The organism is Serratia sp. CY31944 (genome assembly GCF_052169175.1).
Taxonomy (GTDB): domain Bacteria; phylum Pseudomonadota; class Gammaproteobacteria; order Enterobacterales; family Enterobacteriaceae; genus Serratia; species Serratia sarumanii.
Map to the genome: position 1 here is coordinate 60,796 of NZ_JBJNLG010000025.1, position 18,905 is coordinate 79,700.

Annotated in this window: 16 protein-coding genes, 5 tRNA genes and 1 other RNA gene; 21 read left to right on the forward strand and 1 reads right to left on the reverse strand. The window is 57.8% G+C overall.

Annotation, left to right across the window (positions count from 1 at the left end; translation table 11 throughout):
- Window positions 1-200: 200 nt before the first annotated feature.
- The 4 genes from sucA to sucD all read left to right on the forward strand — a co-directional run bounded on the left by sucA (window position 201) and on the right by sucD (window position 6,451).
- Window positions 201-3,008 (forward strand): 2-oxoglutarate dehydrogenase E1 component, encoded by a 2,808-nt coding sequence (sucA, locus tag ACJ8IN_RS22010; RefSeq protein ID WP_060422263.1) that lies wholly within the window; start codon window positions 201-203, stop codon window positions 3,006-3,008.
- Window positions 3,009-3,072: 64 nt separating this feature from the next.
- On the forward strand, window positions 3,073-4,290 hold the full coding sequence (gene odhB / locus ACJ8IN_RS22015; RefSeq protein WP_033637469.1) for a 2-oxoglutarate dehydrogenase complex dihydrolipoyllysine-residue succinyltransferase: 1,218 nt from the start codon (window positions 3,073-3,075) through the stop codon (window positions 4,288-4,290).
- A gap of 122 nt (window positions 4,291-4,412) precedes the next feature.
- Window positions 4,413-5,579 carry an ADP-forming succinate--CoA ligase subunit beta gene (gene sucC / locus ACJ8IN_RS22020; protein WP_015376978.1) on the forward strand — a complete coding sequence of 389 codons (1,167 nt, stop codon included), beginning with the start codon at window positions 4,413-4,415 and terminating at the stop codon, window positions 5,577-5,579.
- On the forward strand, window positions 5,579-6,451 hold the full coding sequence (gene sucD / locus ACJ8IN_RS22025; protein WP_004939878.1) for a succinate--CoA ligase subunit alpha: 873 nt from the start codon (window positions 5,579-5,581) through the stop codon (window positions 6,449-6,451). Before sucC ends, sucD begins: the two co-directional genes overlap by 1 nt.
- Before the next feature lie 72 nt (window positions 6,452-6,523).
- On the opposite strand, the gene ACJ8IN_RS22030 is transcribed toward sucD, so the two are convergent.
- Entirely contained in the window at window positions 6,524-8,422 is a 1,899-nt protein-coding gene (locus ACJ8IN_RS22030; protein WP_060421769.1) for a bifunctional metallophosphatase/5'-nucleotidase, read from the reverse strand.
- A gap of 683 nt (window positions 8,423-9,105) precedes the next feature.
- On the opposite strand from ACJ8IN_RS22030, the gene cydA reads away from it, so the two are divergent.
- The 17 genes from cydA (at window position 9,106) to ACJ8IN_RS22115 (ending at window position 18,899) form a co-directional block, all read left to right on the forward strand.
- Entirely contained in the window at window positions 9,106-10,674 is a 1,569-nt protein-coding gene (gene cydA / locus ACJ8IN_RS22035) for a cytochrome ubiquinol oxidase subunit I (RefSeq protein ID WP_019454034.1), read from the forward strand.
- A 14-nt stretch (window positions 10,675-10,688) separates the two neighbouring features.
- On the forward strand, window positions 10,689-11,828 hold the full coding sequence (gene cydB, locus ACJ8IN_RS22040; RefSeq protein ID WP_019454033.1) for a cytochrome d ubiquinol oxidase subunit II: 1,140 nt from the start codon (window positions 10,689-10,691) through the stop codon (window positions 11,826-11,828).
- Between the two features lie 17 nt (window positions 11,829-11,845).
- Window positions 11,846-11,959, forward strand: coding sequence for a cytochrome bd-I oxidase subunit CydX (gene cydX, locus ACJ8IN_RS22045; protein WP_004939868.1), 114 nt, complete (start codon window positions 11,846-11,848; stop codon window positions 11,957-11,959).
- Complete coding sequence (ybgE, locus tag ACJ8IN_RS22050; protein WP_019454032.1) at window positions 11,959-12,255, forward strand: cyd operon protein YbgE; 297 nt, start codon at window positions 11,959-11,961, stop codon at window positions 12,253-12,255. Before cydX ends, ybgE begins: the two co-directional genes overlap by 1 nt.
- 130 nt (window positions 12,256-12,385) lie before the next feature.
- A complete protein-coding gene (ybgC, locus tag ACJ8IN_RS22055; protein ID WP_025160034.1) occupies window positions 12,386-12,790 on the forward strand; it encodes a tol-pal system-associated acyl-CoA thioesterase in 405 nt (134 codons plus the stop codon).
- Complete coding sequence (gene tolQ / locus ACJ8IN_RS22060) at window positions 12,787-13,470, forward strand: Tol-Pal system protein TolQ (RefSeq protein WP_004939862.1); 684 nt, start codon at window positions 12,787-12,789, stop codon at window positions 13,468-13,470. The genes ybgC and tolQ overlap by 4 nt, the downstream gene beginning before the upstream one ends.
- Before the next feature lie 12 nt (window positions 13,471-13,482).
- A complete protein-coding gene (gene tolR / locus ACJ8IN_RS22065; RefSeq protein WP_004939859.1) occupies window positions 13,483-13,911 on the forward strand; it encodes a colicin uptake protein TolR in 429 nt (142 codons plus the stop codon).
- An 81-nt stretch (window positions 13,912-13,992) separates the two neighbouring features.
- Entirely contained in the window at window positions 13,993-15,195 is a 1,203-nt protein-coding gene (tolA, locus tag ACJ8IN_RS22070; protein WP_033647156.1) for a cell envelope integrity protein TolA, read from the forward strand.
- Between the two features lie 132 nt (window positions 15,196-15,327).
- Window positions 15,328-16,620 carry a Tol-Pal system beta propeller repeat protein TolB gene (tolB, locus tag ACJ8IN_RS22075; protein WP_004939856.1) on the forward strand — a complete coding sequence of 431 codons (1,293 nt, stop codon included), beginning with the start codon at window positions 15,328-15,330 and terminating at the stop codon, window positions 16,618-16,620.
- Window positions 16,621-16,664: 44 nt separating this feature from the next.
- A complete protein-coding gene (pal, locus tag ACJ8IN_RS22080; protein ID WP_025160033.1) occupies window positions 16,665-17,174 on the forward strand; it encodes a peptidoglycan-associated lipoprotein Pal in 510 nt (169 codons plus the stop codon).
- Window positions 17,175-17,183: 9 nt separating this feature from the next.
- Window positions 17,184-17,978: a cell division protein CpoB gene (cpoB, locus tag ACJ8IN_RS22085; RefSeq protein WP_033637474.1), complete on the forward strand. Its 795-nt coding sequence runs from the start codon at window positions 17,184-17,186 to the stop codon at window positions 17,976-17,978.
- Window positions 17,979-18,156: 178 nt separating this feature from the next.
- Window positions 18,157-18,232, forward strand: a tRNA-Lys gene (locus ACJ8IN_RS22090).
- 29 nt (window positions 18,233-18,261) lie between these two features.
- Window positions 18,262-18,337: transfer RNA gene (locus tag ACJ8IN_RS22095), tRNA-Val, on the forward strand.
- 7 nt (window positions 18,338-18,344) lie between these two features.
- A tRNA-Lys gene (locus ACJ8IN_RS22100) sits at window positions 18,345-18,420 on the forward strand.
- A 156-nt stretch (window positions 18,421-18,576) separates the two neighbouring features.
- Window positions 18,577-18,652: transfer RNA gene (locus ACJ8IN_RS22105), tRNA-Lys, on the forward strand.
- Window positions 18,653-18,665: 13 nt separating this feature from the next.
- Window positions 18,666-18,787, forward strand: a non-coding RNA gene (locus ACJ8IN_RS22110) — RtT sRNA.
- Window positions 18,788-18,823: 36 nt separating this feature from the next.
- Window positions 18,824-18,899, forward strand: a tRNA-Val gene (locus ACJ8IN_RS22115).
- Window positions 18,900-18,905 lie beyond the last annotated feature (6 nt).

The window sequence follows — 18,905 nt, forward strand, 5'->3', positions numbered from 1 at the left end:
CGGCTGCGGCGCTATGCAGCCTGGTTCTTCCGCCGGTTTTTAGAGGTTCCTTGTAAGGGACCGCAAGGTCCATAACAGAACGTATCGGGCCGTCATGGCCGCAAGTACGTCGAGTGAACCGTTTTACGGCAAACCGTATTCATCACGGTAATTATGTTAACCACGGCGAAAACTAAAGCTTCAAAGCTTAAGGGATCATGATGCAGAACGGCGCAATGAAGGCCTGGCTGGATTCCTCCTATCTGGCGGGCGCGAACCAGTCTTACATAGAGCAGCTCTATGAAGACTTCTTAACCGATCCGGGTTCCGTTGAAGATAGCTGGCGTTCCATTTTTCAACAGCTACCAACCGCGGGTGTCAAACCCGATCAGCTTCACTCTCAAACGCGCGATTACTTCCGCCGCCTGGCGAAAGACTCCGCGCGCTACAATACCACCATCACCGATCCGGAAACCGACGCCAAACAGGTCAAGGTACTGCAGCTGATCAACGCCTTCCGCTTCCGCGGGCATCAGCATGCCAACCTCGATCCGCTCGGCCTGTGGCAGCGCGAGCAAGTTCCTGACCTTGATCCCGCTTACCACAACCTGACCGAAGCCGATTTCCAGGAAACCTTCAACGTGGGCTCTTTCGCCATCGGCAAAGAAACCATGAAGCTGGGCGATCTGTACGCCGCGCTGAAGCAGACCTATTGCGGCTCGATCGGCGCTGAGTACATGCACATCACCAACACCGAAGAGAAACGCTGGATCCAACAGCGCATCGAGTCGGTGGTGGGGCGCGCCAGCTTTACCGCCGACGAAAAACGCCGTTTCCTGAACGAGCTGACCGCGGCGGAAGGCCTGGAACGTTACCTGGGCGCCAAATTCCCGGGCGCCAAACGCTTCTCGCTGGAAGGCGGCGACGCGCTGGTGCCGATGCTGAAAGAGATGGTGCGCCACGCCGGTAAGAACGGCACGCGCGAAGTGGTGTTGGGCATGGCCCACCGCGGCCGTCTGAACGTGCTGATCAACGTGCTGGGCAAAAAGCCGGCCGATCTGTTCGACGAATTCGCCGGCAAGCATAAAGAACACCTCGGCACCGGTGACGTGAAATACCACCAGGGCTTCTCTTCCGACGTGGAAACCGAAGGCGGCATGGTTCACCTGGCGCTGGCGTTCAACCCGTCGCACCTGGAGATCGTCAGCCCGGTGGTCATGGGCTCGGTTCGCGCCCGTCGCGATCGCTTGGACGAAGCGCGCAGCAACATGGTGCTGCCGATCACCATCCACGGCGACGCCGCCATTACCGGCCAGGGCGTGGTTCAGGAAACCCTGAACATGTCTCAGGCTCGCGGCTACGAAGTGGGCGGCACCGTGCGTATCGTCATCAACAACCAGGTTGGTTTCACCACCTCCAACCCGCTGGATGCGCGCTCTACCGAATACTGCACCGACATCGCCAAAATGGTTCAGTCGCCGATCTTCCACGTTAACGCGGACGATCCGGAGGCCGTGGCCTTCGTCACCCGCCTGGCGTTGGATTTCCGTAACACCTTTAAGCGTGACGTGATGATCGATCTGGTCTGCTACCGTCGCCATGGGCACAACGAGGCCGACGAGCCGAGCGCCACCCAGCCGGTGATGTATCAGAAGATCAAGAAACACCCTACGCCGCGCAAAATCTACGCTGACGTTCTGACCGAGCAGAACGTGGCCAGCCTGGAAGATGCCACGGAAATGGTCAACCTGTACCGCGACGCGCTCGACCGCGGCGATTGTGTGGTTGAAGAATGGCGTCCGATGAACCTGCACTCCTTCACCTGGTCACCGTACCTGAACCACGAATGGGACGAAGAGTACCCGAGCAAGGTTGAGATGAAGCGCCTGCAGGAGCTGGCACGTCGCATCAGCACCGTGCCGGAAGCGATCGAAATGCAGTCGCGCGTGGCGAAAATCTACGCTGACCGCGCCGAGATGGCGGCGGGCAACAAGCCGTTCGACTGGGGCGCCGCCGAAACGCTGGCCTACGCCACCATGGCGGATGAAGGCATTCCAATCCGCATCTCCGGCGAAGACGCCGGCCGCGGCACCTTCTTCCACCGTCACGCGGTGGTGCACAACCAGAAAAACGGTTCGGTCTACGTTCCGCTGGCGAATATCCACAGCGGCCAGGGCGAATTCAAGGTCTGGGACTCCGTGCTGTCTGAAGAAGCGGTGCTGGCGTTCGAATACGGTTACGCCACGGCGGAACCGCGCACGCTGACCATCTGGGAAGCGCAGTTCGGCGACTTCGCCAACGGCGCGCAGGTCGTTATCGACCAGTTCATCAGCTCCGGCGAGCAAAAATGGGGCCGTATGTGCGGCCTGGTGATGCTGCTGCCGCACGGCTATGAAGGCCAGGGCCCAGAGCACTCTTCCGCGCGTCTGGAACGCTATCTGCAGCTGTGTGCAGAGCAGAACATGCAGGTGTGCGTCCCGTCCACGCCGGCGCAGGTTTACCATATGCTGCGCCGTCAGGCGCTGCGCGGTATGCGCCGTCCGCTGGTGGTGATGTCGCCGAAGTCGCTGCTGCGTCACCCGCTGGCGATTTCTTCGCTGGACGAACTGGCCAACGGCACCTTCCTGCCGGCGATCGGCGAGATCGACGACTTGGATCCGAAAGCGGTCAAGCGCGTCGTGCTGTGCTCCGGCAAGGTCTACTATGACCTGCTGGAACAGCGTCGCAAGAACGAGCAGAAAGACGTGGCCATCGTGCGTATCGAGCAGCTGTATCCGTTCCCGCATCAGGCCGTGCAGGCCGTGCTGGAGCAATACTCGCACGTGCATGATTTCGTCTGGTGTCAGGAAGAGCCGCTGAACCAGGGCGCCTGGTACTGCAGCCAACACAACTTCCGTGAAGTGGTGCCGTTCGGGGCTTCTTTACGTTACGCAGGACGTCCGGCCTCCGCTTCTCCGGCGGTGGGCTATATGTCCGTACACCAGAAGCAGCAGCAGGCTCTGGTGAACGACGCGCTGAATATTGACTAATGTTCGCTCGCTTGCCGGCCGAGGGGCCGGCAAGCAGATGATAAAAAACTTAAGGGAAAGCTAAATGAGTAGCGTAGATATTCTGGTTCCTGACCTTCCTGAATCGGTTGCCGATGCGACCGTAGCCACCTGGCACAAAAAACCGGGCGACAGCGTGCAGCGTGATGAAGTCCTGGTTGAAATCGAAACCGACAAAGTGGTGTTGGAAGTGCCGGCCAGTGAAGCGGGCATTCTCGATGCTATCGTGGAAGAAGAGGGCGCGACCGTACTGTCTCGCCAGCTGCTCGGCCGCATCCGTCCGGGCGACAGCTCCGGCAAGCCGACCGCTGAGAAGAGCCAGGAGAAAGAAGCCACGCCTGCACAGCGCGCTACCGCGAGCCTGGAAGAAGAAAGCAATGACGCGCTCAGCCCGGCGATTCGCCGCCTGATCGCCGAACACGATCTCGATGCCGGCGCCATCAAAGGCACCGGTGTGGGTGGCCGCATCACGCGTGAAGACGTGGAAGCGCACCTGGCCAAAGGCGGCGCCGCCGCCAAACCGGCCGCCGCTGCTGAAGCCGCGCCGCAGCCTGCTCTGGCCGGCCGCAGCGAAAAACGCGTGCCGATGACTCGCCTGCGCAAACGCGTCGCCGAGCGTCTGCTGGAAGCGAAGAACAGCACCGCGATGCTGACCACCTTCAACGAAATCAACATGCAGCCGATCATGGATCTGCGCAAGCAGTACGGCGAAGCCTTCGAGAAGCGCCACGGCGTGCGTCTGGGCTTCATGTCCTTCTACATCAAGGCGGTGGTTGAGGCACTGAAGCGCTTCCCGGAAGTGAACGCGTCGATCGACGGTTCTGACGTGGTTTACCACAACTACTTCGACATCAGCATCGCGGTTTCGACCCCGCGCGGCCTGGTGACGCCGGTACTGCGCGATGTGGACGCCATGAGCATGGCTGACATTGAGAAGAAAATCAAAGAGCTGGCCGTTAAGGGCCGCGACGGCAAACTGACCGTGGAAGAGCTGACCGGCGGTAACTTCACCATTACCAACGGCGGCGTATTCGGCTCCCTGATGTCTACCCCGATCATCAACCCGCCGCAGAGCGCCATCCTGGGCATGCACGCCATTAAAGATCGCCCAATGGCGGTCAATGGTCAGGTGGTGATCCAGCCGATGATGTATCTGGCGCTGTCTTATGACCACCGCCTGATCGACGGTAAAGAATCCGTCGGTTATCTGGTGACGGTCAAAGAGATGCTGGAAGATCCGGCTCGTCTGCTGCTGGACGTCTAGTAACCCTTGCCGGGCGCGGCATGCCGCGCCCGCACTCTGTGCTATGTGGCCGGAAAACCATGCGGTTTACCGCGTAATAATGGTCCGGCTAAAAACCTTCAGAACTGAATGGATAGAACATCATGAATTTACACGAATATCAGGCAAAACAGCTGTTTGCTCGGTATGGCATGCCGGCACCAACCGGTTACGCCTGTACCACTCCGCGTGAAGCAGAAGAAGCCGCATCCAAAATCGGCTCCGGCCCGTGGGTGGTGAAATGTCAGGTTCATGCTGGCGGCCGCGGTAAAGCGGGCGGCGTTAAAGTCGTCAACAGCAAAGAAGATATCCGCGCTTTCGCGGAAGCCTGGTTGGGCAAGCGTCTGGTGACTTACCAGACTGACGCGCTGGGCCAGCCGGTTAACCAGATCTTGGTTGAAGCGGCGACCGACATCGATAAAGAACTGTACCTGGGCGCCGTCGTAGACCGCGCGACCCGTCGCATCGTGTTCATGGCGTCTACCGAAGGCGGCGTGGAAATCGAGAAGGTGGCGGAAGAAACCCCAGAACTGATCCACAAAATGACCATCGATCCGCTGGCGGGTCCACAGCCTTATCAGGGCCGTGAGCTGGCCTTCAAACTGGGCCTGACCGGTAAGCAAGTCAGCCAGTTCGCCAAGATCTTCATGGGCCTGGCGACGCTGTTCCTGGAGCGCGATCTGGCGATGGTTGAGATCAACCCGCTGGTGATCACCAAGCAGGGCGATCTGGTGTGCCTGGACGGCAAACTGGGCGCCGACGGCAACGCCCTGTTCCGCCAGCCGGAACTGCGTGAAATGCGTGACCCTTCCCAGGAAGACGAGCGTGAATCCCGTGCGGCTCAGTGGGAGCTGAACTACGTTGCCCTCGACGGCAACATCGGCTGCATGGTTAACGGCGCCGGTCTGGCGATGGGCACCATGGACATCGTTAAACTGCACGGCGGCGAACCGGCCAACTTCCTGGACGTTGGCGGCGGCGCGACCAAAGAGCGCGTGACCGAAGCGTTCAAAATCATCCTGTCCGACGACAAGGTGAAAGCGGTTCTGGTTAACATCTTCGGTGGTATCGTACGTTGCGATCTGATCGCCGACGGCATCATCGGCGCAGTGGCCGAAGTGGGCGTTAACGTCCCGGTGGTGGTGCGCTTGGAAGGGAACAACGCCGAACTGGGCGCCAAGAAACTGGCGGACAGCGGCCTGAATATCATTGCTGCGACCAGCCTGACTGATGCGGCTCAGCAAGTTGTTGCAGCAGTGGAGGGTAAATAATGTCCATTTTAATCGATAAGAACACCAAAGTAATTTGCCAGGGCTTCACCGGTAGCCAGGGGACTTTCCACTCCGAACAAGCTATCGCTTACGGCACCAAAATGGTTGGCGGCGTAACCCCGGGCAAAGGCGGCACCCAGCACCTGGGCCTGCCGGTGTTCAACACCGTGCGCGAAGCGGTTGAAGCGACCGGCGCCACTGCCTCTGTGATCTACGTTCCAGCGCCGTTCTGCAAAGACTCCATCCTGGAAGCGATCGACGCCGGCATCAAACTGATCATCACCATCACCGAAGGCATCCCGACCCTGGACATGCTGACCGTGAAAGTGAAGCTGGACGAAGCCGGCGTGCGCATGATCGGGCCGAACTGCCCAGGCGTGATCACCCCGGGCGAGTGCAAAATCGGCATCATGCCTGGCCACATCCACCTGCCGGGCAAAGTGGGCATCGTTTCCCGCTCCGGTACCCTGACCTATGAAGCGGTGAAACAAACCACCGATGCCGGTCTGGGCCAGTCCACCTGCGTGGGCATCGGCGGCGACCCGATCCCGGGCTCCAACTTCATCGATATCCTGAAGATGTTCCAGCAGGATCCGCAGACCGAAGCGATCGTGATGATCGGTGAGATCGGCGGCAGCGCTGAAGAAGAAGCGGCAGCTTACATCAAAGAACACGTCACCAAACCGGTTGTCGGCTACATCGCCGGCGTAACCGCGCCGAAAGGCAAGCGCATGGGCCACGCGGGCGCCATCATCGCAGGCGGCAAAGGCACGGCGGACGAGAAGTTTGCTGCGCTGGAAGCGGCGGGCGTGAAAACCGTTCGCAGTCTGGCGGACATCGGCGACGCGGTAAAAGCGGTGCTGAAGCGCTAAGCATTTAGTACGAAATAACACTATCTCGATATGTTTGGCCACCCATAGGGTGGCCTTTTTTATGGGCGACGATCAGAAGTCGTTGAGCGCCTTGATCAGCGCGATCCGATCCTGCAGGCGACGCTGTTGCACCGGATCCACGGCGGCTTGGCGCTGTTGCTCCAGCGAGGTGAGGGCGGCGCGGTAATCGTCGGCGTTGCGGAACAGCGCGTTTTTGACATTGATCGACGCGACGTTGGTGTAGCGGCCGTCGTCGGTGGTTGGTACCTGAATAACGCCCTCATTGAGCAGCCGTTTGACGATCGCCCGCTGCGGTTCGTAACCCTCCATGCCGACCAGCTTCCAGCGCTGCGGCGGCACGCCCTGATACTGGCCGTGTTTCACTTCCGTCAGGTAGCGCAGGGTCAGGTGGCGAATGGTGCCTTCTTCTTCACCGTATTGCGCTTTGCTGTCGAACAGCACCGGGAAGGATTGCCCCTCCAGCGCGCCACCCTTTTGCGTCAGGTGGCCCATGCGGTAACTGTTCATGCCCAGACGGATCGGCATATCGTCGGTGACCGGCGTGCCGTTCGTCAGGCGCAGATCGACGATGCGCGAGCCGGCGGGTTGGCGCAGGTCGATGGTGTAAGTGACGCCGTCGAAGAAATCGTTGGTGGAATATTTGGACGATCGCCGCGCCGGGTTAAAGCTGTAGGTGACGTCGCCCGGCTGCAGCTGATTGAAATAGTCGGCGGACCACTCCATGTAGCGTTTAAGCGCTTTGCCGTTGAGCTGATACACGGTGATCTCACCGCCGGCGTATTGGTAGTTAAAGGCGATATCCTTGGCCTTGATGTCGCCGACGTCCAGTTTGGCGCGATCGTTGTCGATCTGCAGGGCGATCACCTGCGCCAGCGGCGCATAGTGGCGGGCGGCCTGCTGGAACAGCGCGCTGATGCCGGTATCCTGCACGTGCACCTGGGGAATGCCGCGGAATTCGTCGGCGGGCACCAGATCGCTGCCGCTCAGCTTCGCCACGACCCGGTTGGCATTGGCGCGCAAAATGTCATGGTACGGCTGGTAGAGCGCCTGCATGGCGCTGTCCGGCGTCATCCCCTTGATGGGGTAGGTGTAGCTGTTTTTGTCGATCAGCGTGAATTTGCCGTCGCGGCGTTCAAACTGCAGATCGATGCGCGACAGCGCGCGGCCGTATTTATCCGGTTCGGTGATGATGACGCCGTTAACCACCGCTTTGTCGATCTTCACATGCATATGGCCGGCGACGATCGCCGCCAGCTCCGGGTTGGCGTTGGCGATGTCGGCCACGCCGGTGCCGGGGCGCTGGTTCTCATTGTCGATGCCCATATGCGCCACCAGCACGATGGCGTCGACCTGGCCGTCGATTTGCCTGATGACCTGCTTCACCGCCTGCACCGGATCGGTGAAGTTCAGCCCTTTGATGCGATCGGTGCCCTTGGCGAATTCCGCGGTCATCGGCGTGTCCATGCCGATAATGCCGATCTTCACGCCCTGGCGTTCGACGATGGTGTAGGCCGGCAGATAGGGCTTGCCGTTGTCCCAGACGATATTGCCCGCCAGCGCCGCGCCCTTGAACTGCTTGAGCGGCGTAGCCAGCACCGGCAGGCCGAAGTCGAACTCGTGGTTGCCCATCACCCAGACGTCATAATTGAGCGCGTTGAGGCCCAGCATCATCGGGCTGACGGCCTCATGCTTGAAGGTTTCGACGAAGTTGCCCTGAATGGTGTCGCCGGCGTCCACCAGGATCAGGTTGGGCTGCTCAGCGCGCACCTTTTTCACCTGAGTGGCTATCTGGCTCAGGCTGCCCGCCAGATTCTCCGTGTCGCTGGCGTAGTCCCAGGGCACGAAGGTGCCGTGCAGATCGGAGGTGCCCAGCAGGGTGATATTTACCGTTTCGGCGGCCATGGCGTTTCCCGAGAGTCCCAAGACAGAGGCAAAGATGATTTTTTTCATAAGTTATTGTCACTCAATGCAATTTTAACATAAGTGGTCATTCTGCTACAAAATCGCAACCTTTACGATCCCATCGCGAGAAATAGACTAATATTGGAGAGAGATTTGTTGTTTTGTGACTGCTATCACTGTCACGGCTTATTGGAAATAAAAGGTTAATTATGTCGCATAATAAGCGCGTAATAATACAATGGCGGCTCTTTTAAATTACATTTATTTAACACAAAAATATCATTAAAAAACAATTAAACCATTGCGCAACATGACCCTAAGAAAATTATGCGAAATGTGCTGATGAATATGGAAATAAGATGCGGATAGGCTTAAATTGTCTCAGATCAAATTAGCCCGAAGTACCTCTTTCGGCTAAGATTTGACCTGTAACCAAAAGTCTAACCCACGTCACGTAAAAACCTATTTATTGTGTGGGATTGGGCGAGTATCATCCATGTTGTGATTATGGATGGTTGATCTTGTTGCATTTGTTACCCGTTGTCGGTTTTCAGTGGCGTGCTTGTCGACGGCCCGAGGGGCTATTGGCCGAGTGTGCGGTTGAAAGCGGAGAAGCTGGATCAAATTTGTTGTGTTTAAGGGCATTCACTGCGGGGCGTTACTGGCGGCTTTGAAAGAGGCGTGCCGATAACCGCGTGTCGGAGTCTTCCTGCGAGGAGCAAGGAGTCAAGATGTTTGATATTGTCGAACTGTCGCGCTTACAGTTTGCTTTAACGGCGATGTACCATTTCTTATTTGTCCCATTAACGCTCGGTATGGCGTTCTTGCTGGCAATTATGGAAACGGTATATGTCCTGTCTGGCAAACAAATCTATAAAGACATGACCAAATTCTGGGGAAAGTTATTTGCGATTAACTTTGCTCTGGGTGTGGCCACCGGTTTGACCATGGAGTTCCAGTTCGGGACTAACTGGTCGTATTTCTCTCACTACGTCGGCGATATCTTCGGGGCCCCACTGGCTATCGAAGGTCTGATGGCGTTCTTCCTTGAATCGACGCTGGTCGGCCTGTTCTTCTTCGGCTGGGATCGTCTGAGCAAGGTGCAGCACATGGCGGTAACCTGGTTCGTGGCCCTCGGCTCCAACCTGTCCGCGCTGTGGATCCTGGTCGCCAACGGCTGGATGCAGAACCCGATCGCGTCGGATTTCAACTTCGAAACCATGCGCATGGAGATGGTCAGCTTCTCCGAACTGGTGCTTAACCCGGTTGCGCAGGTGAAATTCGTTCACACCGTGGCTTCCGGCTACACCTGCGGCGCGATGTTCGTTCTGGGCATCAGCTCCTACTACCTGCTGAAAGGCCGCGACATCGCCTTCGCCAAGCGCTCCTTCGCCATCGCTGCCAGCTTCGGTATGGCTGCCATTCTGTCCGTTATCGTTCTGGGTGATGAATCCGGCTACGAAATGGGCGACGTGCAGAAAACCAAACTGGCCGCTATCGAAGCGGAATGGGACACCCAGCCGGCGCCGGCGTCCTTCACCCTGTTCGGCATTCCCGATCAGGACAAGATGGAAAACTCCTTCTCTATTCAGATCCCGTATGCGCTTGGCCTGATCGCCACCCGTTCCACGGACACTCAGGTCACCGGCCTGAAAGATCTGATGGCGCAGCATGAAGTGCGCATCCGCAACGGGATGAAAGCCTACCAGCTGCTGGAAGAGCTGCGCGGCGGCAACACCGATCCTGCGGTGCGTGCCGAATTCAACAAAACCAAGCAAGACCTGGGCTACGGCATGCTGCTGAAGCGCTATACCCCGAACGTCACCGACGCGACGGAAGCGCAGATCCAGCTGGCGACCAAGGACTCCATTCCGCGCGTGGCGCCGCTGTACTTCGCCTTCCGCATCATGGTGGCCTGTGGCGTGATCATGCTGTTGATCATCGGCCTGTCGTTCTGGAACGTGATCCGCGGCCGCATCGGCCAGAAAAAATGGCTGCACCGCGCGGCGCTGTACGGTTTGCCGCTGCCTTGGATCGCGATCGAGTCCGGCTGGTTCGTGGCGGAATACGGCCGTCAACCGTGGGCGATTGGTGAGGTGCTGCCGACGGCGGTCGCCAACTCTTCACTGACCGCGGGCGACATTCTGTTCTCGATGGGGCTGATCTGCGGCTTGTACACCCTGTTCCTGGTGGCTGAATTGTACCTGATGTTCAAGTTTGCGCGTCTGGGTCCAAGCAGCCTGAAAACCGGCCGCTATCACTTTGAACAACCGACTGCCGCCGTGCAGGAAGCGCGCTAAACAGGAGTCCACGTATGTTTGACTATGAAGTACTGCGATTTATTTGGTGGGTCCTGGTTGGCGTACTGCTGATCGGCTTCGCCGTCACCGACGGTTTCGACATGGGCGTCGGCATTCTGGTGCGCATCATCGGGAAAACCGATACCGAGCGCCGGGTGATGATCAACTCCATCGCCCCGCACTGGGACGGTAACCAGGTGTGGCTGATCACCGCCGGCGGCGCGCTGTTCGCCGCCTGGCCGATGGTCTACGCAGCGGCCTTCTCCGGCTTCTACGTCGCCATGATCCTGGTGCTGGCCGCCTTGTTCTTCCGCCCGGTCGGTTTCGATTACCGTTCCAAGCTGGAGAGCAGCCGCTGGCGCAACATGTGGGACTGGGGCATCTTCATCGGCTCCTTCGTGCCTGCCGTGGTCTTCGGCGTGGCGTTCGGCAACCTGCTGCAGGGCGTGCCGTTCCACATGGACGAGTACATGCGCCTGTTCTACACCGGCAACTTCTTCCAACTGCTGAATCCGTTCGGTCTGTTGGCGGGCGTGGTCAGCCTGACCATGCTGGTCACCCAGGGGGCGACCTACCTGCAAATGCGCACCACCGGCGAGATCCACCTGCGTTCACGCGCCGCGGCGCAGATCGCGACGCTGATCATGGCGGTGTGCTTCCTGCTGGCGGGCGTATGGCTGGTGAAAGGCATCGACGGCTTCGTCGTGACGTCGGCGCTGGACACCCTGGCGGAATCCAACCCGATGCGTAAAGAAGTGGCGCATCAGGCTGGCGCCTGGCTGATCAACTTCAACAAGTATCCGCTGCTGTGGGCGTTGCCTGCGCTGGGCGTGGTGCTGCCGTTGTTCACCATCCTGTTCTCGCGTCTGGAGAAAGGCGCGCTGGCGTTCGTCACCTCGTCGCTGACCATCGCCTGCGTCATCCTCACCGCCGGGGTCACCATGTTCCCGTTCGTGATGCCGTCCAGCACCGTGCCTAACGTCAGCCTGACCATGTGGGACGCGACGTCGAGCCTGTTGACGCTGAAAGTGATGACCGTCGTGGCGGCAATCTTCGTGCCTATCGTTTTGGCGTACACCAGCTGGTCGTACTACAAAATGTTCGGTCGCCTCGACAAGAACTACATCGAAAACAACAAGCATTCGCTGTACTAAGGATAAGGAGCTAAACCATGTGGTATTTTGCCTGGATTCTCGGAACGCTTCTTGCCTGCGCCTTCGGCATCATCACGGCGCTGGCGCTTGAGCAGAGCGAAGCAACCAAAGCTCAGCAAGACGGTAAGTGATGAGCTCGTCCGTGATTGACAAGCTGTACGCTGTCACCGACAAGGGCCCGATCCGGGCCCTTTCCCTGGTGCTGGCGTTGATTTTGGCGGGGTGCGTGTTCTGGGATCCGACGCGTTTCGCCGCCAAAACCAGCTCGCTGGAGATTTGGGAAGGGCTGTTGCTGATTTGGGCGGTGTGCGCCGGGGTGATCCACGGTTTCGGATTCCGCCCGCAGCGCAGCGTCTGGCGCGCTTTTTTTGCGCCGCTTCCCGCAATTGTGATCTTGTGCGCAGGATTACTTTACGTTTCTTTATAATCTCCCCGATGTCCCCATGTTATGGGCTCTCACGGCCCATAATTATTTTCATTCCCATCTTGTAACCCATTCCCAACCCGATCCGTCTTGCGTATAGTAGCAGCGTTAAATTGCATTGCTGGGAAGTAGAGTGAGTAATACGTTGTTTCGATGGCCGGTTCGCGTTTACTACGAGGATACCGATGCCAGTGGTGTGGTCTATCACGCCCGCTACGTCGCCTTTTTTGAAAGAGCGCGCACAGAGATGCTGCGTCAGCACAACTTTCATCAACAGCAGCTGCTCAGTGAACAAGTCGCTTTTGTCGTCCGGCGCATGACGGTGGATTATCTGGCTCCGGCTCGTCTCGACGAGCAACTGGAGGTACAGAGCGAAATCACCTGTCTGCGCGGGGCTTCTCTCACGTTTGCTCAACGCATTGTCAATTCTGACGGGGCCCTACTGAGCCAGGCAGATGTCCTGATTGCCTGTATTGATCCACACCAAATGAAGCCGAGAGCGCTTCCTAAGTCTATTGTCGCGGAGTTTAAGCAGTGACTGACATGAACATCCTAGATTTATTCTTGAAGGCGAGCCTGCTGGTTAAGCTTATCATGTTGATTTTGATATGCTTCTCGGTAGCCTCCTGGGCGATCATCATTCAGCGCACCCGCATCCTCAATGCGGCGACGCGTGACGCCGAAGCCTTTGAAGACAAATTCTGGTCCGGTATCGAGCTTTCCCGTCTGTACCAGGAAAGTCAGGCGCGTCGCGATAGCCTGACCGGCTCCGAGCAGATCTTCCATTCCGGCTTCAAAGAGTTCGCCCGCCTGCACCGTGCCAACAACCATGCGCCGGAGTCGGTGATCGAAGGGGCGTCGCGCGCGATGCGCATTTCGATGAATCGCGAGCTGGAAACGCTGGAAACCCATATTCCGTTCCTCGGCACCGTCGGTTCGATCAGCCCGTACATCGGCCTGTTCGGCACCGTGTGGGGGATCATGCACGCCTTTATCGCGCTGGGCGCGGTGAAGCAAGCCACGCTGCAGATGGTGGCGCCGGGTATCGCCGAAGCGCTGATCGCCACCGCGATCGGTCTGTTCGCCGCCATCCCGGCGGTCATGGCCTACAACCGTCTCAACCAGCGCGTCAACAAGCTTGAGCAGAATTACGACAACTTTATGGAAGAGTTCACCGCTATTCTGCATCGTCAGGCCTTCTCCAGCGACAGCAAATAAGTAGGAGGTAGCATGGCGAGAGTACGTGGACGTAGTCGGCGCGAGCTGAAGTCCGAAATTAACATCGTTCCGCTGCTCGACGTGTTGCTGGTGCTGCTGCTGATCTTTATGGCAACCGCGCCAATCATCACGCAGAGCGTGGAGGTTGACCTGCCGGACGCCACCGATTCCAAAACGGTGTCCAGCGATGACAATCCGCCGGTGATCCTCGAGGTTTCTGGCGTAGGTCAATACACCCTGGTGGTGGATCACAACCGTATGGAGCTGTTGCCGCCTGAGCAAGTCGCGGCCGAAGCCAAGTCGCGTTTGGCGGCTAACCCGAAAACGGTCTTTTTGATCGGCGGTGCGAAGGAAGTCCCTTACGATGAGATTATCAAGGCATTGAATATTCTCCATCAGGCGGGCGTGGCTTCCGTAGGGCTGATGACCCAGCCAATCTGACCGTAAGGCGAACGGCAACCCGGTTCCTGCGCTGCGGCCCAGGAACCCCGTATAAGCAACACCAGTTTTTGGGAATCTATTTTGGTAAAGGCAACTGAGCAAAACGATAAGCTGAACCGCGCCGTTATTGTTTCGGTCGTTCTGCACTTCATACTGATTGCCCTGCTGATTTGGGGATCGCTGCAGGAAAATGTCGACATGGGCGCCGGCGGTGGCGGTGATGGCACCGTGGTGGGCGCGGTGATGGTCGATCCCGGCGCGGTGGTGGAGCAGTACAATCGCCAGCAGCAGCAGAGCAACGATGCGCAGCGTGCCGAAAAGCAGCGCCAGAAAAAGGCGGAGCAACAGGCCGAAGAGCTTCAGCAGAAGCAGGCGGAGCAACAGCAGCGCCTGAAAGAGCTGGAGAAAGAGCGTTTGGCGGCGCAGGAGAAAGCCGCGCAGGACGCCAAAGCGCAGGCTGAGCAACAGCAGAAGGCGGCGGAGCAGCAGAAACAGGCCGCCGAGCAGCAAAAAGCGGCGGAAGCCGCCGCAGCCAAGGCCAAAGAGCAACAGAAGGTCGCCGAGGCCGCCGCCGCGAAGGCGAAGGCTGAAGCGGACAAGATAGCCAAAGCGCAGGCGGACGCGCAGAAGAAAGCCGAGGCGGAAGCCAAGAAAGAAGCGGCCGCCGCTGCCGCCGCCAAGAAACAGGCGGAAGAGGCGAAGAAAGCCGCGGCCGCCGCCGCAGAGCAAAAAGCCGCAGAAGCTGCGGAGAAGAAAGCGGCCGCTGAAGCCGAGAAAAAAGCCGCAGCGGAAGCCGAGAAGAAAGCTGCGGCCGAGAAAGCCGCTGCCGCCAAGAAAGCCGCCGCGGACGCCAAGAAGAAGGCCGCCGCTGAGGCTGCGAAGCAATCGGAGGAAGTCAACGATCTGTTTGGTGGCCTGGCGGACGGCAAGAACGCGCCGAAAGGCGGCGGTGCCAAATCGAAGGGCGACGGTAAACCGGCCGGGCAGGGCAATGCCAAAACGGCTGGGGCCAGCGGGGCGGATATCAGCGGTTATATGGGGCAAATTCAGGGGGCGATTCAGAGCAAGTTCTATGACGCCAGCTCGTTCGCCGGCAAAACCTGCGATCTGCGTATCAAGCTGGCGCCGGACGGCCTGCTGATAAGCGTACAAGCGGCGGGCGGCGATCCGGCGCTGTGTCAGGCCGCGGTGTCTGCCGCCAAGTTGGCGCATATACCGAAGCCGCCGAGCGATGCCGTTTATCAGCACTTTAAGAATTCTATCCTTGAATTCAAACCGAAATAACGGTTGATTGACTGAGTGATATCACAGGGATGTACTAAGGTAACCAACAGGGATTATGTAGTTTTACGTAAGTTGGTTTGTTAAAATTCTGCTAATTTATCGCAGGCATCCCGCCTGGATAAGGGAGATGAGATGAAGCAGGCATTTCGAGTAGCGCTAGGTTTTTTAATTCTGTGGGCGTCCGTGCTGCACGCGGAAGTTCGCATTGAAATCACCCAAGGGGTCGACTCCGCTCGTCCGATTGGCGTGGTGCCGTTTAAATGGGCGGGCCCAGGCACGCCGCCGGAAGATATTGGCAAGATTGTCGGCGCGGATCTGCGCAACAGCGGTAAATTCAACCCGATCGACGTGGCGCGCATGCCGCAGCAACCGACCTCCGCGTCTGAAGTGACCCCGGCGGCCTGGACTGCGCTGGGCATCGACGCCGTGGTTGTCGGCCAGGTTCAACCTGGCGCCGACGGCAGCTACCTGATCTCCTACCAACTGGTGGACACCTCGGGTTCGCCGGGCACCGTATTGGCGCAGAACCAGTATAAAGTGACCAAACAGTGGTTGCGTTATTCTGCCCATACCGCCAGCGACGAAGTGTTCGAGAAGCTGACCGGCATCAAGGGCGCGTTCCGTACCCGTATCGCCTACGTCGTGCAGACCAACGGCGGGAAATTCCCGTATGAGCTGCGCGTAGCGGATTACGACGGTTACAACCAGTTTACGGTGCACCGTTCGCCTGAGCCGCTGATGTCCCCGGCCTGGTCGCCGGACGGCAGCAAACTGGCTTACGTGACCTTTGAGAGCGGCCGTTCCGCGCTGGTGGTGCAGACCCTGGCTAACGGCGCCATCCGCCAGATCGCCTCGTTCCCGCGCCACAACGGTGCGCCGGCGTTCTCGCCGGACGGCAGCAAACTGGCCTTCGCGCTGTCCAAGAGCGGCAGCCTGAACCTGTACGTGATGAACCTCGGCTCCGGCCAGATCACGCAGCTGACCGATGGCCGCAACAACAACACCGAACCGACCTGGTTCCCGGATGGCCAGTCTCTGGCGTTTACCTCCGACCAGGGCGGGCGTCCGCAGATTTATAAAATCAGCGCCAGCGGCGGTGCCGCACAGCGCCTGACGTGGGAAGGCTCTCAGAACCAGGATTCTGAAGTCAGCTCCGACGGTAAATTCCTGGTGATGGTCAGCACCAACAGTGGTGCGCAACACATCGCCAAACAAGATCTTGGATCGGGCGCCGTTCAGGTTTTGACCGGTACCTTCCTCGATGAAACGCCTAGTATTGCGCCAAACGGCACCATGGTGATCTATAGCTCGACGCAAGGTATGGGCTCCGTGCTGCAGTTGGTGTCAACTGATGGGCGTTTCAAAGCGCGTCTTCCGGCAACTGATGGACAGGTCAAATTCCCTGCCTGGTCGCCGTATCTGTGATGCATGTGTAAATATGTATGGCAAACTATAAAAGGATCAAAGAAATGCAACTGAACAAAGTGCTGAAAGGGCTTCTGCTGGCACTGCCAGTTCTGGCTGTAGCAGCTTGTAGTTCTAACAAAAGCGCAAACAACGACCAATCTGGTATGGGCGCTGGCACTGGTATGGAAAACGGCAGCAGCAACCTGTCTTCCGAAGAACAAGCTCGTCTGCAGATGCAAGAACTGCAGAAGAACAACATCGTTTACTTCGGCCTGGACAAGTATGACGTAAGCTCCGAATTCGCTCAGATGCTGGACGCGCACGCTGCATTCCTGCGTAACAACCCGTCTTACAAAGTGACCGTTGAAGGCCACGCTGACGAACGCGGCACGCCGGAATACAACATCGCTCTGGGTGAGCGCCGTGCTAACGCCGTTAAAATGTACCTGCAGGGTAAAGGCGTTTCCGCTGACCAGATCTCTATCGTTTCTTACGGTAAAGAAAAACCAGCAGTACTGGGCCACGACGAAGCGGCTTATGCTAAAAACCGTCGTGCCGTTCTGGTTTACTAAGAGAATCGCATGAACAGTAACTTCAGACGTCACCTGTTGAGTCTGTCGTTACTGGTTGGCGTAGCGGCCCCCTGGGCCGCTACTGCCCAAGCGCCAATCAGTAATGTCGGCTCCGGCTCGGTCGAAGACCGCGTCACCTCGCTTGAGCGCATCAGCAATGCTCAAGGCCAGCTTTTAAATCAACTCCAGCAACAACTCTCTGATAACCAACGCGACATTGATTCTCTCCGTGGGCAAATCCAGGAAAGCCAGTATCAGTTGAATCAGGTGGTTGAACGCCAGAAGCAAATCTATCAACAGATGGATAGCCTCAGCCAGGGCGGCGCTCAGAGTGCCTCTGCGGCCGCGGGCGCTGCCGGCGGGGCAGCCGCAGGCGCATCTTCCGATGCGGGCGGCAGCGCTTCCGCAGCCGCCTCCGCCACGCCGAGCGGCGGTGATGAGAACAGCGACTACAACGCCGCTGTTTCTCTGGCACTGGAAAAAAAACAGTATGACCAGGCGATTTCCGCCTTTCAGTCCTTCGTAAAACAGTACCCGAAGTCTACTTACCAGCCCAACGCCAACTATTGGCTGGGCCAGTTGTTCTACAACAAGGGTAAAAAAGACGACGCGGCCTACTATTTTGCGGTGGTGGTGAAGAATTACGCTAAATCACCGAAGGCGCCGGACGCCATGTACAAGGTGGGTATCATCATGCAGGAGAAAGGGCAGGCCGATAAAGCCAAAGCCGTGTTCCAGCAGGTGATTAAACAGTACCCAACCAGTGCGGCGGCCAAACAGGCGAAAAGTCGCGTAGGCGGTTAACAGTCAGAAAAATGAGCCCAGAAGTTAGTCGATTTGACCGATTTCTGGGCTCATTCGCGTGAAGAACAAGCAGTTGAACGCATCGGTAAAAAATTTAGGTTGCGCTGCCAAGATAAATTAGTAATATATGCCGCCGTTGCCAAGACATCTTGCAAGATGTTAAAGCGGCAGGGAAATTGGGTCGTTAGCTCAGTTGGTAGAGCAGTTGACTTTTAATCAATTGGTCGCAGGTTCGAATCCTGCACGACCCACCAATTTCTGAAGTAGCAGTAACCACAACAGTGGGTGATTAGCTCAGTTGGTAGAGCATCTCCTTTACACGGAGGGGGTCGGCGGTTCGAGCCCGTCATCACCCACCACTGTTATGGGTCGTTAGCTCAGTTGGTAGAGCAGTTGACTTTTAATCAATTGGTCGCAGGTTCGAATCCTGCACGACCCACCATTCTTTAAGAAAGAATGACAGCTTCAGAATCGGTTTGATGTGGCAAAGTAAAGGTCCGAGTCGAGTACCCGTCGAGTTGTCCTGAACATCCCCATCCTTGTTTTCCGCGAGTTGGTTTCAGTAACCCATTCGCCATCAGCAGTAAACCACATCAGTGGGTCGTTAGCTCAGTTGGTAGAGCAGTTGACTTTTAATCAATTGGTCGCAGGTTCGAATCCTGCACGACCCACCACTCTTTAATAGAGCAAGGTGTTAAATCGTCAGGATGAGAACCGTAAGGTTCGAGTCTCGCAAAGCGAGACAACATCACTCCGGTGATGGCCCGAAGGGCGAGGCCAAAGGCCGAGTTATCCTGCACGACCCACCACTCTTTGAGAGTGAAAAATAGCAGTACCACAGCAGTGGGTGATTAGCTCAGTTGGTAGAGCATCTCCTTTACACGGAGGGGGTCGGCGGTTCGAGCCCGTCATCACCCACCACACTGC

What these genes read in the sequence shown, in the direction of transcription:
- odhB (WP_033637469.1), top strand. Translation starts at nt 3,073, where the DNA reads ATGAGTAGCGTAGATATTCTGGTTCCTGACCTTCCTGAATCGGTTGCC.
- cydX (WP_004939868.1), top strand. Translation starts at nt 11,846, where the DNA reads ATGTGGTATTTTGCCTGGATTCTCGGAACGCTTCTTGCCTGCGCCTTC.
- ACJ8IN_RS22030 (WP_060421769.1), bottom strand. Translation starts at nt 8,422, where the DNA reads ATGAAAAAAATCATCTTTGCCTCTGTCTTGGGACTCTCGGGAAACGCC.
- cydB (WP_019454033.1), top strand. Translation starts at nt 10,689, where the DNA reads ATGTTTGACTATGAAGTACTGCGATTTATTTGGTGGGTCCTGGTTGGC.
- cydA (WP_019454034.1), top strand. Translation starts at nt 9,106, where the DNA reads ATGTTTGATATTGTCGAACTGTCGCGCTTACAGTTTGCTTTAACGGCG.
- sucC (WP_015376978.1), top strand. Translation starts at nt 4,413, where the DNA reads ATGAATTTACACGAATATCAGGCAAAACAGCTGTTTGCTCGGTATGGC.
- sucA (WP_060422263.1), top strand. Translation starts at nt 201, where the DNA reads ATGCAGAACGGCGCAATGAAGGCCTGGCTGGATTCCTCCTATCTGGCG.
- ybgE (WP_019454032.1), top strand. Translation starts at nt 11,959, where the DNA reads ATGAGCTCGTCCGTGATTGACAAGCTGTACGCTGTCACCGACAAGGGC.
- cpoB (WP_033637474.1), top strand. Translation starts at nt 17,184, where the DNA reads ATGAACAGTAACTTCAGACGTCACCTGTTGAGTCTGTCGTTACTGGTT.
- tolB (WP_004939856.1), top strand. Translation starts at nt 15,328, where the DNA reads ATGAAGCAGGCATTTCGAGTAGCGCTAGGTTTTTTAATTCTGTGGGCG.
- sucD (WP_004939878.1), top strand. Translation starts at nt 5,579, where the DNA reads ATGTCCATTTTAATCGATAAGAACACCAAAGTAATTTGCCAGGGCTTC.
- tolR (WP_004939859.1), top strand. Translation starts at nt 13,483, where the DNA reads ATGGCGAGAGTACGTGGACGTAGTCGGCGCGAGCTGAAGTCCGAAATT.
- pal (WP_025160033.1), top strand. Translation starts at nt 16,665, where the DNA reads ATGCAACTGAACAAAGTGCTGAAAGGGCTTCTGCTGGCACTGCCAGTT.